This window comes from Streptomyces sp. NBC_00876 (genome assembly GCF_045207435.1).
Taxonomy (GTDB): domain Bacteria; phylum Actinomycetota; class Actinomycetes; order Streptomycetales; family Streptomycetaceae; genus Streptomyces.
The window spans coordinates 7,434,155-7,449,245 of the sequence record NZ_CP108800.1 but is presented as its reverse complement, the minus strand read 5'-3'; the positions used below and the strand labels follow the sequence as shown (position 1 = coordinate 7,449,245).

Annotated in this window: 12 protein-coding genes; 3 read left to right on the top strand and 9 right to left on the bottom strand. The window is 72.0% G+C overall.

Translation table 11 applies throughout. The annotated features are described in order from the left end of the window. Positions 1–178 precede the first annotated feature (178 nt). A complete protein-coding gene (locus OG782_RS32585) occupies positions 179–3,787 on the top strand; it encodes a DUF4132 domain-containing protein (RefSeq protein WP_406457171.1) in 3,609 nt (1,202 codons plus the stop codon). Positions 3,788–3,862: 75 nt separating this feature from the next. On the opposite strand, the gene OG782_RS32580 is transcribed toward OG782_RS32585, so the two are convergent. From OG782_RS32580 to OG782_RS32550, 7 genes are all read right to left on the bottom strand, one after another. Next, positions 3,863–4,462, bottom strand: coding sequence for a hypothetical protein (locus tag OG782_RS32580; RefSeq protein ID WP_406457169.1), 600 nt, complete (start codon positions 4,460–4,462; stop codon positions 3,863–3,865). Positions 4,463–4,532: 70 nt separating this feature from the next. Beyond that, a complete protein-coding gene (locus tag OG782_RS32575; RefSeq protein ID WP_406457167.1) occupies positions 4,533–5,873 on the bottom strand; it encodes a 6-phospho-beta-glucosidase in 1,341 nt (446 codons plus the stop codon). 131 nt (positions 5,874–6,004) lie between these two features. Continuing rightward, positions 6,005–7,594 (bottom strand): cytochrome P450, encoded by a 1,590-nt coding sequence (locus OG782_RS32570; RefSeq protein ID WP_406457165.1) that lies wholly within the window; start codon positions 7,592–7,594, stop codon positions 6,005–6,007. 92 nt (positions 7,595–7,686) lie between these two features. Further along, entirely contained in the window at positions 7,687–8,301 is a 615-nt protein-coding gene (locus tag OG782_RS32565) for a GTP-binding protein (RefSeq protein WP_406457163.1), read from the bottom strand. Continuing rightward, positions 8,282–8,653, bottom strand: a complete 372-nt coding sequence (locus OG782_RS32560; protein ID WP_406457161.1) for a DUF742 domain-containing protein — start codon at positions 8,651–8,653, stop codon at positions 8,282–8,284. Before OG782_RS32560 ends, OG782_RS32565 begins: the two co-directional genes overlap by 20 nt. Continuing rightward, the gene (locus tag OG782_RS32555) at positions 8,650–9,057 is read right to left on the bottom strand and encodes a roadblock/LC7 domain-containing protein (protein WP_024494673.1); all 408 of its coding nucleotides are present in this window, start codon (positions 9,055–9,057) and stop codon (positions 8,650–8,652) included. Before OG782_RS32555 ends, OG782_RS32560 begins: the two co-directional genes overlap by 4 nt. Continuing rightward, positions 9,054–10,655 (bottom strand): sensor histidine kinase, encoded by a 1,602-nt coding sequence (locus OG782_RS32550; protein ID WP_406457159.1) that lies wholly within the window; start codon positions 10,653–10,655, stop codon positions 9,054–9,056. Before OG782_RS32550 ends, OG782_RS32555 begins: the two co-directional genes overlap by 4 nt. A gap of 485 nt (positions 10,656–11,140) precedes the next feature. On the opposite strand from OG782_RS32550, the gene OG782_RS32545 reads away from it, so the two are divergent. Continuing rightward, positions 11,141–11,929 (top strand): IclR family transcriptional regulator, encoded by a 789-nt coding sequence (locus OG782_RS32545; RefSeq protein WP_406457157.1) that lies wholly within the window; start codon positions 11,141–11,143, stop codon positions 11,927–11,929. Between the two features lie 31 nt (positions 11,930–11,960). Here OG782_RS32545 and OG782_RS32540 read toward each other — a convergent pair whose 3' ends face one another. Then, the gene (locus OG782_RS32540) at positions 11,961–12,467 is read right to left on the bottom strand and encodes a MarR family winged helix-turn-helix transcriptional regulator (protein WP_406457155.1); all 507 of its coding nucleotides are present in this window, start codon (positions 12,465–12,467) and stop codon (positions 11,961–11,963) included. Beyond that, a complete protein-coding gene (locus OG782_RS32535; protein ID WP_406457153.1) occupies positions 12,464–14,176 on the bottom strand; it encodes an FUSC family protein in 1,713 nt (570 codons plus the stop codon). Before OG782_RS32535 ends, OG782_RS32540 begins: the two co-directional genes overlap by 4 nt. A gap of 138 nt (positions 14,177–14,314) precedes the next feature. On the opposite strand from OG782_RS32535, the gene OG782_RS32530 reads away from it, so the two are divergent. Further along, on the top strand, positions 14,315–15,079 hold the full coding sequence (locus OG782_RS32530; protein ID WP_406457151.1) for a VOC family protein: 765 nt from the start codon (positions 14,315–14,317) through the stop codon (positions 15,077–15,079). The last annotated feature ends 12 nt before the right edge of the window (positions 15,080–15,091 follow it).

The following is a 15,091-nucleotide window of genomic DNA, read 5'->3' as shown; positions in this document are numbered from 1 at the left end:
TCTGCCCCTGTCTCTGCCTCTGCCTCTGCCTCTGCCTCTGCCTCTGCCTCTGCCTCTGCCTCTGCCTCTGCCTCTGGAACGGTCACGCTGCGTTGTCAGTGGTCGGTTCTAGTGTGGAACCACTGATCGAAAAGCCCGTGGCAGTGCGGGTCGTGACGGGTGTGAAGGGGGCGGGCCTGTGCGTCGCTGGGAGTACGTCGAGGGCAGTGCGTCGAAGTTCTGGGAGACCCGGGCCGACGGCGCCGTGGTGACGGTGCGGTACGGGCGCTGCGGAAGCGGCGGGCGCACGCAGACGAAGGAGTTCGCCTCGGCCGGGGCGGCGGACGCGCACGTGTCCAGGACGATCGCGGAGAAGGAACGCAAGGGGTACGAGGAGGTCGCGGCGCCGGCGCCTCCGGACCGCTCGGGCACACCGTCCGGAGTGGAGCCGGGCGAGACCGGCGAGGGCCCCGGCGCCCTGCCCGACGAGGACACCTTCGTCCTGCCGGTCAGCTGGCAGCGCTCGCTCCATCCCCGACGCGGTGGCATCGCACGGACACCCGCACGCGCCCAGAAGAAGACCCTGGACGCTCTGGCGGCCCGGACGGCCGAGGAAGAGCCGTGGATCCAGGAGTTCCTGAACGCGCCGCGCAGCGACCCGGGACTCGTCGAGCAGGTGCGCCACTACCTCGCGGGCGGCCCCTCACCGGCCGGGGCTGCCGCGCTGGCCTCGATCGTCGGACACTCCTCGCCCCAGGCCGGCTCCTGGGCCGACAGATGGGTGCAGCTCCACGGACTGCCGTTCGCGGCCTGTGCGGCCGTGGAGCTGTTCATGACCCGGACACACTGGACGCAGAGCGGCCGAAGGCGCTCGGAGCCCTGGCTGGAGGCGCTCCCCCGGGCGCGGTACGGCTACGCGCAGGTCACCCGCCGGCCGGCCGCCGACCGCGTCCGCGCACTGCTCGCCGCCGCGGACGACGAGACCTACCGGGCCGCGGTCGAGGCACTCTCCCGATACCGCACCGATGCCCACCGGAAGATCATCGCGGCCTATCTGGTGCCGAGCGAGACCGACTGGGTGACCGCCCTGTGTGCGGATCCCGAAGTGACGGCGGAGCAGGACCCCGGTCTTCTCTCCCTGGTGTACTGCACACTCAACTCCCCCGGCCAGGCGGCGGCCTTCGCGCACTGCCCCTCCTTCTGCCAGAGCGTCATCCTGACCGCGACGGCGGCCGAGGGCATCGGCTCGGCCATCGTGCCGATGCTCGGCGAGGAGCTCACCCGCACCTTCTCCTACGCGGACACCGTGAAGCAGATCGCCGGTGCACTCGTGGAGTTCCCCACGGACGAGGCATTCCTCCACCTGCTCGGCCGGGCGGACACCAAGCATGTGCGTACCGCTCTCCTCGAGGCCATGAGCCGCTATCCGGTCCGGGCACTGCGCCTGCTCACCGCCGAGGTCATCGGCGGTGCCGATTCGGCATCGAGCACCACGCAGCAGTTGCTCCGGGGACACATCGCCACCCACCGCACGCTCGTGGAGGCCGCGCTGCCGGCGCTCCCCGGCGAGCTGGCGGACGTCATCGAGCCGCTCCTCAACCCGGCGGGCCGGATCGCCGACGCGCCCGGTGGCGCGCTTGCGGACGTGCTGACGTCACCTCCCTGGACCCGGCAGCGGAGCACCGCGAAGGCCATCGTCGTGACCGGCCTGACGCCGGTCTGCGCGCCCGCGGTGGAGTGGCTGCCCGGCGAGCGGGAACAGTGGGCCGCCACCACCAGCTGGTACACCCGGCGGCAGGGCGTGGAGGACTGGGAGAGGGAGGTCGCCGAGCTGCGCCACAGCCTCGACGAGTCCGGCCTGCAGCCCGCGTGGGTGTACATCCACGGGCCCGAGAAGCTGGTCGCGCCGCTGCTCGCCGTCTGGGACCCGACCGAACTGTGGGGCGGTGCGGACACCCTGAAGCCGGTCGCGGCCCGCTTCGGACTCGCCGCACTGCCGCTGCTCCTGCGCGCCGTGCCCCGGCAGCCGAGCGCCCTCGCTCATCTGCTGCTTCCGTTCGTCGACGCCTCCGTCGCCCGGCACATGGCCGACTGGGCGGTGCGGCTCAAGTCCACGAAGGCCACGGCCCGTACCTGGTTCGAACGGCACGGCGTCCGGGCCGCCCCGTTGCTGGTGCCCGATGCCGTCGGCAGGGCCGGCACCGCACGGCGCGCCGCCGAGCAGGCCCTGGTCCGGATCGCCGCCCTGCACGGCGATGACGTCGTGCTCCGGGCGGCCGGGGTGTACGGCGCGCAGGCAGCCGATGCGGTGGCCGGGCTGTTGGCCGCCGATCCGCTGGAGCGGGCGCTGCCCGCCGTCATCCCGGTGTTGCCGGGGTGGGCGGATCCGGCTCTGCTGCCACAGATCACTCTCACATCGGGCGGCGCCCTGCCCGAGGAGTCGGTACGTCATGTCCTGACCATGCTCGCGATGTCCAGGCCGGGTGAGCCGTATCCGGGTCTCGGTGATGTCACGCGGACGGTGGATTCCGCTTCGTCGGCGGAGTTCGCCTGGGCGCTCTTCGAGCAGTGGCGGCTCGCCTCCCTTCCCGCCGAGGAGTCCTGGGCGGTGCACGCCCTGGGTGTGCTGGGCGACGACGGGACGGTGCGCCGGCTGACACCGGTGATCCGTGCGTGGCCGGGTGAGGGCGCCCACCATCGTGCCGTCGAGGGCCTCGACGTGCTGGCGGCGATCGGCAGCGATGTCGCGCTCCTGCATCTGCACGGCATCTCCCAGCGGGTGAAGTTCAAGGCGCTGAAGGTCCGGGCCACCGAGAAGATCGCCGAGGTGGCCGCGGCTCTCGGACTCACCGGCGAGCAGCTCTCCGACCGGCTGGTGCCCGACTTCGGCCTGGACGCGAACGGTTCGACGGTCATCGACTACGGAACCCGGACGTTCACGCTGGGCTTCGACGAACAGCTGCGGCCGTATGTCCGGGACAGCGGCGGAAAGCACCTCAAGGACCTGCCGAAGCCGGGCACGCGGGACGACGCGGAGCTGGCCCCGGACGAGCGCAAGCGCTTCATGGCCCTGAAGAAGGGCGTGCGGACGGTCGCGTCCGACCAGGTGCGCCGGCTGGAGGCGGCGATGGTGGCGGGCCGGTCCTGGACCGTGCGGGAGTTCGGCGAGCTGTTCGTCGGCCATCCGCTGCTGTGCCACCTGGTGCGACGGCTGGTGTGGCTGAGCGAGACGGACGGGGAAAGGACCGCGTTCCGGGTGACGCGGAACCGTACGTTCGCGGATGCCGGGGGCGAGACCTTCGTCCTCCCCGCCGGGGCGGCCGTGCGTCTGGCCCATCCGCTGCACCTGGGCGAGGAGTTGGCCCTCTGGTCGGCGGTGTTCGCGGACCGGGAGACCGTGCAGCCGTTCCCCCAGCTGGGGCGTGCCGTGTTCGTACCGACCGAGGAGGAGGCCGCCGGCCACCGTCTGAACCGCTTCGAGGGGACGAAGGTGCCGACGGGCAAGGTCCTCGGCCTGGAGCGCCGTGGCTGGCAGCGCGGGGTGCCCCAGGACGCGGGCGTGGAGCGCTGGATCTCCAAGCGGCTCGGCGACGACTGCTATCTGGTGATCGCTCTGAACACAGGCATCGCGGTCGGCGTCGTCGACATGTTCCCCGACCAGACCCTGGAAACCGTCTGGCTCGGCACCCAGCCCGCCGACTACTGGCAACGCGACAGCTATGAGCTGCGCTTCGGCGACCTGGACGCGGTGACCGTGTCCGAGCTGCTCGCCGATCTGGCCGGACTCACCGAGAACGGCACGTCATGACCGTACGGGAGGAGGCGCCCGCCGGACGGGCCGCGCCGTGCCACGGCCTCCGGCGGCCGTGCCGGGCACAGCTCCTCAGGCGGGGAAGGCCCTGGCCAGGCCGGCCAGGTTCTGCGGACAGGCCCATACGTCCCGCGTGAGCCGGCCCCCGTACCAGGACCGGAGCCATTCGTCATCGGCGGACGCTTCCCCCTTGGCGAGTTCCTCGGCCAGGGCCGCCGCGTGCTCCGCGTCCTGTTCCGGATGGGCCAGCAGCTCCAGGACCGCGGGAAGGCCTTCCAGGTCCCCGTCCCCGGGGACGTCGTCGCAGGGGTGCGCCGCGTGGCCGCACGAAATGGCCTCCATGGCGCGCCCGGCCCCGGCCATCACCGCCCTGACCCGGTCCTCGGAATCGCTGTGGGGCGAGGAGTGGATGACGTATCCCCCGATGTAGTACAGCCCGAGGGTCCACTGCGCCGTCTCCGGGGCGCCGGCTGCGGCACTCGACTCAAGGTGCCGGGCGCATTCGAGCACCGCGTGCCGGGCGCTGCCCAGGTAGTAGCCCTGGTACACGCCCTCCCAGTCACCCGCCAGCGTGTCCCACTCACCGGGCGTGGCCGGCGCCTCGATCGGCACCGACCGCTCCTCCTCGTACTCCAGGTCCTCGGGTGACTCCGTAGCCGCTTCGCCGCTCATGGCCCGAGCATCTCACACGGTGCCGGCAGTGCCCCGACGCCGGCCGGGCCCAACTGCCGTGCACACGCGGCTAAGTAAGGTAGGCGAGCCCGGGGTGGACCTGCCTGTAGCCGTCGACCAGCCGGCGGGCGACCGAGACCGAGTCGACCAGCGGATGCAGCGCGAAGGCCCGGACCGCGTCGGCGCGCGAACCGCTCGCTGCCGCGTCGAGCACCGCGCGTTCGACGGCCTTGACCGAGGTGACCAGGCCGGTGGCGTGGTACGGGAGCGGATCGACGGCGACCGGATGGGCACCGTTCGCGTCGACGAGACACGGAACCTCGATGACGGCGTCCGCGTCGAGCACCGAAAGGGTGGTGCGGTTGCGGACGTTGAGGATCAGTGAGGTCTGCTCGTCGCGGGCGACGGCCCTCATGAGGGCGAGCGCCACCTGCTCGTATCCGCCGGAGTCCAGATCGCTCTCGTCGCGCTCACCGGCGCCCGCGACATCCCGGTTCTCCGACATGTACGTGGCCTCGCGTTCGGCACGGGTGCGGTCCCAGGTGGCCAGCGCGGGCGTCGCCGGGTCCTTCATCCGGCCGTAGAAGCCCTCCTGCTGTTCGCGGAGGAAGGCCCCCCGGGTCTGCTCCGCCTCCTGGTAGGCGCGGACCGCTTCCCGGTTGAAGTAGTAGTAGTGCAGGTACTCGTTGGGGATCGCGCCCAGCGACCGCAGCCAGTCCGCGCCGAAGAGCCGGCCCTCCTCGAAGGAGCCGAGCAGCTCCGGATCGGCGAGCAGCCGCGGCAGTTCGTCCCGGCCGTCGACGTACAGCGCGCGTACCCAGCCGAGGTGGTTGAGGCCGACGTAGTCGGCCCGCGCCCGGTCGGGGTCCGCGCCGAGCACCCGGGCGATACGGCGGCCGAGGCCGACCGGCGAGTCGCAGATGCCGATGACGCGGTCGCCGAGGTGCCGGGACATGGCCTCGGTCACCAGGCCCGCGGGGTTGGTGAAGTTGATGACCCAGGCGTGCGGGGCGAGCCGGGCGATGCGCTGCGCCAGATCGACGGCGACGGGAACGGTGCGCAGCCCGTAGGCGATTCCGCCCGCGCCGACGGTCTCCTGGCCGAGGACGCCTTCGTCGAGCGCGACACGTTCGTCGGCCGCCCGGCCCGCGAGTCCGCCGACCCGGATCGCCGAGAAGACGAAGTCGGCGCCGCGCAGCGCCTCGTCCAGTTCGGTGGTGGCGACGACGGTGGGTGCGTCCGGGATGCCCTCGGCCTGTTCATCGAGCACCCGGGCGACGGCGGTGAGCCGGTCGGGGTCCGTGTCGTAGAGGGTGACGGCCGAGACGCGGCCCTCGGCGTGGTCGGCGAGCAGCGCCCCGTACACCAGAGGAACCCGGAACCCGCCGCCACCCAGAATTGTCAGCTTCACGCTTCCGCATGGTACGTGGGGTGCGCGGAGGGCTCCGCGCGACCGGCCGGTGCTCCCCCGCGACGACGGCGGCCCGGTGGAACGGACACCCACGTCCGCTCCACCGGGCCGTCGCCGTCAGGCGCTGCCGGTCAGTGGCCGTTCCACCAGCGCGTCACGACCCGCCACAGCCGGGCCGGGGCCGCGGACCTGCGCTGCTGCGGGATCGTTCCGGCCGCGGAGCCCCCGCCGGCCAGCGCGTCCACGGACCCGTCCGTGGTGGCGGTCGCTCCCGCCGGGCCGGCGCCGGCCGCCGCGCGGGCCGGTTCCGAGGGTGCGGGCACGGAGGCGCGTACGGGGGTCGGCGCCGTGTGGCGTACCGCGGACTGCACCTCCCAGTCCTGGCGCGCCGGGTTCGGCTTGCCCATGGACGGCGGCTCCCGGTCGTCCTGCGGGGAGCGCGGCGCGAACTCGGCCGGGAGTTCCACCAGGTGGCGGCCCATGATGTTGCCGACCCACTGGAGTTCGCTCTCGTCGACGGCGAGTTCGAGGTCGGGCAGGCGCATCAGCAGGGCGTCGACGCCGACGTCCGCGATGGCGCGCCCGATGTCCTGCCCCGGGCATTCGTGGGGTCCGCCGCTGAACGCGAGGTGGGCCCGGTTGCCCTCCATGTTGGCGTTGAGGTCGGGCCGTACCACCGGGTCGGTGTTGGCCGGGGCGATGCCGACGATCAGCGCGTCACCCGCCTTGATGCGCTGTCCGCCCAGTTCCGTGTCGCCGACCGCCCAGCGGCCGAAGACGGCGGTGAACGGCGGCTCGTCCCACAGGGTCTGCTCCACCGCCTCGGGCACGGTCATGTGACCGCCGCTGAGCCTGGCCCGGAAGCGCGGATCGGTGAGCACCATGCGGAGCACATTGGCGATCAGGTTGGTGGTGGCCTCGTAGGAGGCGATCAGGATGAGCCGCAGATGCTCGGCCACCTCCTGGTCGGTCATGTCCGCGGGGTGCTCGACGAGCCAGGTGGCGAAGTCGTCCGCGGGTTCGTGGCGGCGCCGCTCGACGAGACGGCTCAGCGCGCCGAGGACGTAGGCGTTGCTCTGGACCGCGGTCGCGGTGCCCCGGGTCATGTCCCGGGCGGCCTGCACCATCCGGTCGTTGTACTCCTCGGGCATGCCGAGGATCGCGCACATCACCATCATGGGCAGCCGCTCGGCGAAGCCGGTGACCAGGTCGGTGCGGCCCTCCCGGCAGAAGTCGTTGACGAGCCTGTTGCTGTAGCGGTTGACGTGGCGCCGGACGCCGCGGGTGTCGATCCGGCCCATGGAGTCGGTGACGGCGCCGCGCTGACGTTCGTGGGTGGCACCGTCGGCGAAGACGCAGATCGGCTGCCAGGTGAAGATCGGTGCCAGTGGGTGGTCCGGGGCGACGCTGCCGTCCTGCAGCGCCCGCCAGCGGCGCGAGTCGCGGGAGAACTGCGAGGGGGTACGGGTCATGTGCAGGTTCTCGCTGTGCCCGAGGACCAGCCAGGCCGGTACGTCACCGTGCAGCAGCACGGGTGCCACCGTGCCGTGTTCGGCGCGCAGTTTCTCGTACAGACCGTGCGGGTCCTGTTCGGCCTCGGGACCGTACAGCCGCCGCAGGCCGCCGGGACCGATACCGATACCGAGGCCGTGGGCCGGGCACTCGGGGGGCGGTACCGGCCCGGTGGCCGCTCCGGGCTCGTAGTGGAATGGGGTTGTCACGATCGCTCCAGGGATCAGGCTGCCAAGGGCCGGACGAATGGGGTACGCGGTGGGGGCGCGCGGAACGGGTGCGGGCAACGGGTGCGCGGACGTCAGCCGAGCGGGACGGCCAGCGTGTGCAGGTAGCGCATGAGTGTCAGCAGCACATCGCGGCTGGAGGCGCGCAGCCGTGCGTCGCAGTCGATCATCGGGACCTCGTCCGGCAGGTCCAGGGCGCTGCGCAGCGCCTCGACGGGGTGTTTCGGCGCGTCCGGGAAGGTGTTGACGGCGACGACGAACGGCACGCCGCGCTCCTCGAGCCGGCCGATGACGTCGAAGCTGACCTCGAGCCGGCGGGTGTCGATGAGGACGACGGCGCCGAGCGCACCCTCGAACAGCCCGTTCCACAGGAACCAGAAGCGCTCCTGGCCCGGGGTGCCGAACAGGTAGAGGATCAGCTCCTCGGTGATGCTGATCCGGCCGAAGTCCATGGCGACCGTGGTGGCGGTCTTGCTCTCCACCCCGAAGTTGTCGTCCACACCGACGCCTGCCTGCGTCATGGTCTCTTCGGTGGTCAGCGGCCGGATCTCGCTGACCGAGCCGACCATGGTCGTCTTGCCGACGCCGAACCCTCCGACGATCACGACCTTCACCGCGGCGGTGGCCGTGGTGGGAAGGACGTCCTCGCTCCGGGGGCCCGTGATCGTGTCAGAGTTTCTGAAGTCCATGCATCACCGCTTCGAGGAGAGACCTGTCCGGGAGGGTTGCGCGGACGATGGGCGCGCGCGATTCGATCAGTTCGGTCGCCAGGAGTTCGGTGAGGAGCGATGTCACCACGCTGAACGGAAGGCTGAGGTAGGCGGAGAGCTCGGCAACGGATAACGGGGCCTGGCAGAGCCGCAGGATCACGGCCTGCTCCGGCTGGACCGTCGGCGATGGCTCCGACTTCGAGACCACCATCGTGACCAGGTCGAGCGCTGCCCGCTCGCTGCCGTCCGGATCGCCGGTGATGACATAGAGCCGTTCCGGATCGCTCAGTGCCGGATCGGCCTTGCGGCGTTCTCGACGGGAAGAACTCATCCGGCCTGCCCGTCGTGTCGGGGCGGGCTCGTGAGGTGGGCGCCGATCCGTACGACCATGTCGCGCATCCGTGAGCCGACGAGTCCGGCGTCCACCGTCTCGCCCGCGAGTACCGCGAGATACGCGCCCGCCCCTGCCGCCATCAGGTAGAAGAACCCGCCGGTGACCTCGATGACGACGAGCCGCATCCGGCCGTCGCTGTACGGGATCTCGGAGGCGACGGCGGCCGCCAGGCTCTGCAGCCCGGCGCACGCGGCCGCGAGCCGGTCGGCGACATCGGGGTCCCCGCCGTGCCGGGCGATACGCAGGCCGTCCGCGGAGAGCACCACGATCTGGTGGATGTCGGGAACGTCGTCGGCGAGCTCTTTGAGCATCCAGTCCATGTTGCCCCGTTGCTGGATCACTTCAGATCTCCCTTGTCCCACGCGTCGTCAGAGTCTTCGTCCGCCCGGGGGTCCTGGGGGACACCGTTGGCGCCCTTGGTGAACGCCTCCAGCCAGATCCCGGGGGGCGGTTCCTTTCCGCTGTCGTGACCGTTGCCGTGGCCGTTGGCGCGGCCTGCGGCAGGGTCGTGGGACTGCGCGGGAAGGTTGTGCGAACCCAGCGGCGCACGGCCGCGGCTGCGGCGCTGCGGGAGTCCGCCCGCGGTCCACTCGGTCACCACGGGGACGTCGTCCTCCATGGCGACGGCGGGGGCGGCCGGGGCGGCCGGCCGGGTGGCGGGTGCGACCGGTCCGGTGGCCACATGGCGCGGCTTGCGGTGGCTGCTGCGGGTCGGGACGACGTGCTTCATGTCCGCGAGGTCGATGTCGCTGGTGGGCCGCGACGTGGCGCCGATGCCGTGGGCGATGCCGGGGGCGGGACCGGTGGTGATCATGGCGCGGGGCACGATGAGCACGGCGCGGACACCGCCGTACGCGGACTGCCGCAGGGAGACCTGGAGGTCGTACATCCGCGACAGCCGGCCGACGACCGCCATGCCGAGGCGCGGGGACTCGCCGAGGTCGTTCATGCTGGAGCCGGCCTGGGCCCTGGCGAGCATGTTCTCGGCCCGGGCGCGGGCCTCCTCGCTGAGGCTGACGCCGCCGTCCTCGATCTCGATGGCGATGCCGGTCTGCACCTCGACGGCGGTGACGTGCACGCGGGTCTGCGGCGGTGAGTACCGGGTGGCGTTGTCGAGGAGTTCGGCGCAGGCGTGGATGAGCGGTTCGACGGCGGTGCCGATGATGGCGACCTTGGCGATCGAGTGCAGATCGACGCGCGGGTACTCCAGGATGCGCGACATGGCACCGCGCAGGACGCTGAACAGCGGTACGGGCTTGGGCCACTGGCGGCTGGGGCGGGCGCCGCCGAGCACCGCGATGGAGTCGGCGAGCCGGCCGATCAGTGCGGTGCCGTGGTCGATGCGGAGCAGGTCGTCGAAGACGTCGGGGTTGCGCCCGTGGTGCTCCTCCATCTCCCGCAGTTCACTGGCCTGCCGGTGGACGATCGCCTGGACGCGGCGGGCGACGTTGACGAAGGCGCGCTGCGCGGAGTCACGCGTCGCCTCCTCGTTGTCGATGATGTCCAGGACCGTGTAGACGAGGGCGCGCTGGGCGTCGGGGAGATGGCGGTAGACCTCGTCGCCGTCCACCACGTCCCGGAGCACCTCATCGGGCGAATTGCCCACCCGCAGCCGGTGGATCGCGGCCGGCAGGAGTTCCTTGCTGATCCGTACGGATTCTTCGTCGTGGTCGGCGATGCGCCTCTCCAGCGCGGTGACGCGCCTCTCGTAGGCGGCACGCTGACGGCGGAGCGTACGTCCGCGGCGGGCGATTTCGACGGCGAGAACGGCGACCACGGCTGTGGCGAACACGCCGCACCAGGCGACTGGTATCCGCGCGGCCTCGGCAACCATCGCCACGGCGGCGGCAGTCGCTCCGGTCATCACGACAACGGGCAGCAACAGGGCGCGGGCGACGGGTGTTTCCCGGTCGATCGGCGGTGATTCAACACGAGCCATCTAAAACCTCTGGCGGTTGATTCGGGCGGTATTCCGGAGATACAGCGCTTGCAGAACAAAGGGGAACAAGCGCTCGAATTCATCTCAACTCGACTTCACTGCGCGTGAGCTTAGTCAGATCGAAACAGTGGTTCGGCATATTCACCCAACCCCCTGCGCGAGCACTCCAGCGGTAATACACTCACGAGTTTTTGCACGCAGCGCCTTCAAGCGTGTGCGGGGAGTTACGAGGGGGAGGGATCCGGAGCTATCGCACTCGTTCGTCCCACTCGGAGGGACAGCATCAGCACCACCCGGCCCTCCACGAAGAGCTGGCCATGCCCAAAGGAGCTACGCTGCAAAGGAGTTCACCCAGGAACTCAACCGCTCCCCACTCCACTTCGTCCCGCAGAGAAGGACAACAGCACATGTGATCGAAGCGGATCGAAAGGAGCAGATTCAGGACCACCGGACGAGCACGGGGAACAAAGTTGCGAGAAGCGGAGATGCGGGAGACGAAGGGCCACGCCCACCCCACGGGGCCGGCGCGCGACTACACCATCGAGTCACTCGACACCGGGCTCCGGCTGATGCGACTGTTCCTCACCCATGACGCGTTGACCGTGTCCGGGGCGGCGGAACTGCTGTCCATCGGCCGCTCCACCGCCCATCGGGTGCTCAGCACCCTGGAGGGGCGCGGCTTCGCGGTCCGGGACGTCACGGGCCGCGGCTACTCGGCCGGTCCCGAACTGGTCCGGCTGGGCGCCCCGGCCGGATTCGGCGCCGAGGTCCGTGAACGGGTCGGCTCGGTACTGGACGATGCCGTGCGGCGCACCGGCGAGACCGTGCAGAGCGCCGCACTGATCGGGGACCGGATCATCGTCACCGACTGCCGGGAGTCCCCCCACCCCGTCCGGGTGGCGCCGGCACCGGGCCGCACCCGTCCCGCACACGCGACGGCGGGCGGCAGGATGCTGCTCTCCGGGCTGACCGATGAACAGGTCTGCGCCCTGTATCCGCGGGAGGGGCTGGACGGCGCTCCGCACGCGCCCGCCTCGATGCCGGCGCTCCTGGCGGAGCTCGCGGAGACCCGGGAGCGCGGATACGCGCTCAGCCGCGGCGAGTCGGTGCCCGGCCTGTACGCGGTCGCCGTACCGCTGACCGGTTCGACCTGGCGCGACCGGCTCGCGCTGATCGCCTGCGCACCGGCCGACCGCGGCGACGATGCCGCACTGGCGCGTCGCGCCGGGGAACTGCGCCGGTCCGCCGGGCTGCCGGGGGGCCGGCGCACCTGACGACCGGGCCGTGGCCCCCTTGCGGGGAGGGTCAGCGACGGGCACCGCCGATGCGGCCCTCGAGCTGGACCAGCAGTTCGCTCAGCTGCGCACTGAGCCGGTCGCGGGATTCGGGGTCGAGGCCGGAGAGCACGGCGCGTTCGTACGCCAGTTGCCGGGGCAGCAGCCCGTCGACCAGGGCCAGCCCCTCTTCGGTGAGGCGGACGTAGACGACCCGGCGGTCCCGGTCGTCGCTGCGGCGGCCGATCAGGTCACGCTCCTGGAGGACCCGGAGGCGTTTGGTGACGGCGGCGCCGGAGGAGAACGTCTCCCTGGCCAGTTCGCCGGGGGTGAGTTCACGGTCGGTGCGGCGCAGCGCACCCAGCAGATCGAACTCGGGCCGGGTCAGGCCGGCGGCCCGCAGCGGGGCGTCCTCGGCCTGCTGCAGCAGCGCGGAGCAGCGGTTGATGCGGCCGATGAGTTCCATCGGCCCGGTGTCGAGCTCCGGGTTCACGGCCTGCCACTGCCGTACCACCGAGGCCACGATGTCGTCGGTCACACCGCTCCGTTCTCCTGGGCCGGGGCGGTCGTCCCCTGCCGTGTCGCTGTAGCCGCGAGCGTACGGTGTCCGGCCTGCTCGGCCGCGAGTACCGCCTCGCGCGGCAGGGCGCGCTGCCACCATTCGCCGGCCGCGGCGTCGTCCGCCTCGCGCAGTTCGACCAGGGTTCCGGTGAGCCGGCGGCGGGCCGCGTCGAGGGTGGCGGGAGCGGGAGCGGGGGCCGCCAGGGTGTGTACGGCGTGGGCGCGGGCCTGCTCGGATGCGGCGAGGGCCTGCTCGACGCGGCCTGCGGCGCGGCGGTTGGTGACGAGCACGGCGACGAGGATCCCGACGGCGGCGCCGATGACGGTGTCCAGGACCCGGTCGCCGATGAGCTCGCCGACCGGGTGGCTGCCCGCGTACTCCAGGACCAGCAGGGCCATCGGGGTGACGGCCACGGAACCGAGCCAGTAGTTGCGGGTCATCAGGGCCTCGGCGGCGAACGCGAAGAGGAGGCAGAAGCCGATCAGGGCCAGGGGGCCGGTCCGGGCGGCCGGGAGCACGGCGGCGAAGACCAGGACGCCGAGGAGGTTGCCGAGGGTGCGCTGGAGTGTCCGGTTCCAGGAGAGCGTGACGTTGGCCTGGTAGAGCGAGGCGGCTGTGACGATGGCCCAGTAGGGGCGGCCGACGCCGACGGCCGAGCAGATGTATCCGGCCAGGGCGCAGCCGATGAGGGTGCGCGCCGCGATGGGCAGCAGCGGGGAGCCGGGTCCGATGCGGTGGAGCAGTGCGCGGACGGCCCCGGCGCGGGCGGTGGGACGCACGGCGGCGCGTTCGGCCTCGGCGCCGAGGAGTTCGGCCGCGGTTGCGGGGGCGGACGGCGGAGTGGGGACGGGCCCGCGCGCGCGGGTCTGCCGGGCCCAGTCGCGGAGCCGGTCGGCGTGGGAGCCCGAGCTGGCCGTATCCGGGACCGCGCCCGGCTCGCTCCCGGTGATTGCGGATTCGGCGTGCACGACGAGGCGCTCGAGGGCGCGGCGTACGGGGGTGGAGCGCCCGGCCGCGAGGAGTGTCTGCCAGGCCGCGTGCACGGCGGCGACCGCGGCGCGCCGGGTGTGGTGGTCCGGCTCGGCGACGTACGCGGCGGCGGTGTTCAGCGCGCGGGCGGTCGCACGGCGCTCGGGTCCCTCGCGGCGGATCAGCGCGGGGGCGACGGTGACGAGCCAGGACACCGCGCCCGCCCCGAGGGTCAGGGCGAGATGGCCGGGCACCTGGCCGGGACTCTGCGGGGCGAACAGGGCGGCGGAGCTCACGAACGTGAAGATCACCGGGCCGGGGGGTCCGATCCGGGTGGCGTCGCAGAGCAGCTTCTGCCCGGCGGCCAGGAGTGCGCCGACGGCGATCAGGACGGCGGTCGATCCGGTGAGCGACGCGGTGACGAGGGAGACCGCCAGTCCGGCCACCATGCCGAGGACCACGGCGGCGATGGTCCTGGCGCGTCGCGCGTACGGCAGGTTGTGGCCGTACAGCGCGCACAGCGAGCCCGCCATCGTGTACATCACGAGGTCGAGGCGGTCCAGGGAGAACAGCACCAGGTTGGGTATCGCCGTGGCCACGACCACGCTGGCCGCCGGCTTGAACCACATGTCCGAGGGCCGGGCCAGCCGCAGCGGGCCCGTCAGCGGGAGTCTGCGGAAGGAGGGGCGCCGGGACCGGATGGTTGTATCGCTCACCCATATACTTTAACAGGTATTACACCTGTAAAACACTTCGGCCTGCGTCTCCGCACCGATGGCCCGCCGACGCGCCCGGTCATAGCGTTCAGCTGTGCCGGAAAGTCGCGCACGCCACCCACGCACCCAGGAGTCCGAATGAAGCTCACCGCACCGGTGCCCGGCGGTCCCTGCTGGACCGAGCTGAGCACCTCCGACGTACCGGCGGCCAAGGCGTTCTACGGCGCACTCTTCGGCTGGCGGAGCGAGACCGACCCGCGCGAGGAGGCCGGCGGCTACACCACGGCGCACCTGGGGGACGCCCGCGTCGCCGCACTCAGCCCGGTGTACCAGCCCGGACAGCCGCCGGCCTGGACGGTCTCGTTCGCCGTCCGGGACACGGACGGGGCGGTCGAGAAGGTGAAGGCGGCGGGCGGCTCGCTGCTGGTCGGCCCGATGGACGTCTTCGAGGAGGGCAGGTTCGCCGTGGTCGCGGACCCGTCGGGTGCGGTGTTCTCCCTGTGGCAGGGCCGCGCCTTCGCGGGAGCCGATCTGTTCAACGATCCGGGCGCGCTGGGCTGGGCCGAACTCGTCACCCGGGAGAGCGAACCGGCGCTCGCCTTCTATCCGGCCGTCTTCGGCTGGACGGTCACCGCCTCGGACACCTACCCGCAGTGGGGCATCGAAGGGGCGGACTTCGGCGGTCTGCTGACGATGGACGACAAGTTCCCGCCGGATGTGCCGCCGCACTGGCTTCCGTACTTCGCCGTCGCGGACGTCGACGCGGCCGCAGCCACGGCGCTGGGGGCCGGCGGGGAGCTGCTGATGCCCCCGACGACCATTCCGCAGGGCCCCAGGATCGCCGTGGTCCGCGACCCCCAGGGCGCCGTGTTCGGCGTCCACCGCTCGGGCTACAAGGAGTAGACGGCCCGCCAG

Coding starts and splice junctions, on each gene's coding strand:
- OG782_RS32565 (WP_406457163.1), bottom strand. CDS start 8,301: ATGGACTTCAGAAACTCTGACACGATCACGGGCCCCCGGAGCGAGGAC.
- OG782_RS32530 (WP_406457151.1), top strand. CDS start 14,315: ATGAAGCTCACCGCACCGGTGCCCGGCGGTCCCTGCTGGACCGAGCTG.
- OG782_RS32550 (WP_406457159.1), bottom strand. CDS start 10,655: ATGGCTCGTGTTGAATCACCGCCGATCGACCGGGAAACACCCGTCGCC.
- OG782_RS32580 (WP_406457169.1), bottom strand. CDS start 4,462: ATGAGCGGCGAAGCGGCTACGGAGTCACCCGAGGACCTGGAGTACGAG.
- OG782_RS32560 (WP_406457161.1), bottom strand. CDS start 8,653: ATGAGTTCTTCCCGTCGAGAACGCCGCAAGGCCGATCCGGCACTGAGC.
- OG782_RS32545 (WP_406457157.1), top strand. CDS start 11,141: ATGCGGGAGACGAAGGGCCACGCCCACCCCACGGGGCCGGCGCGCGAC.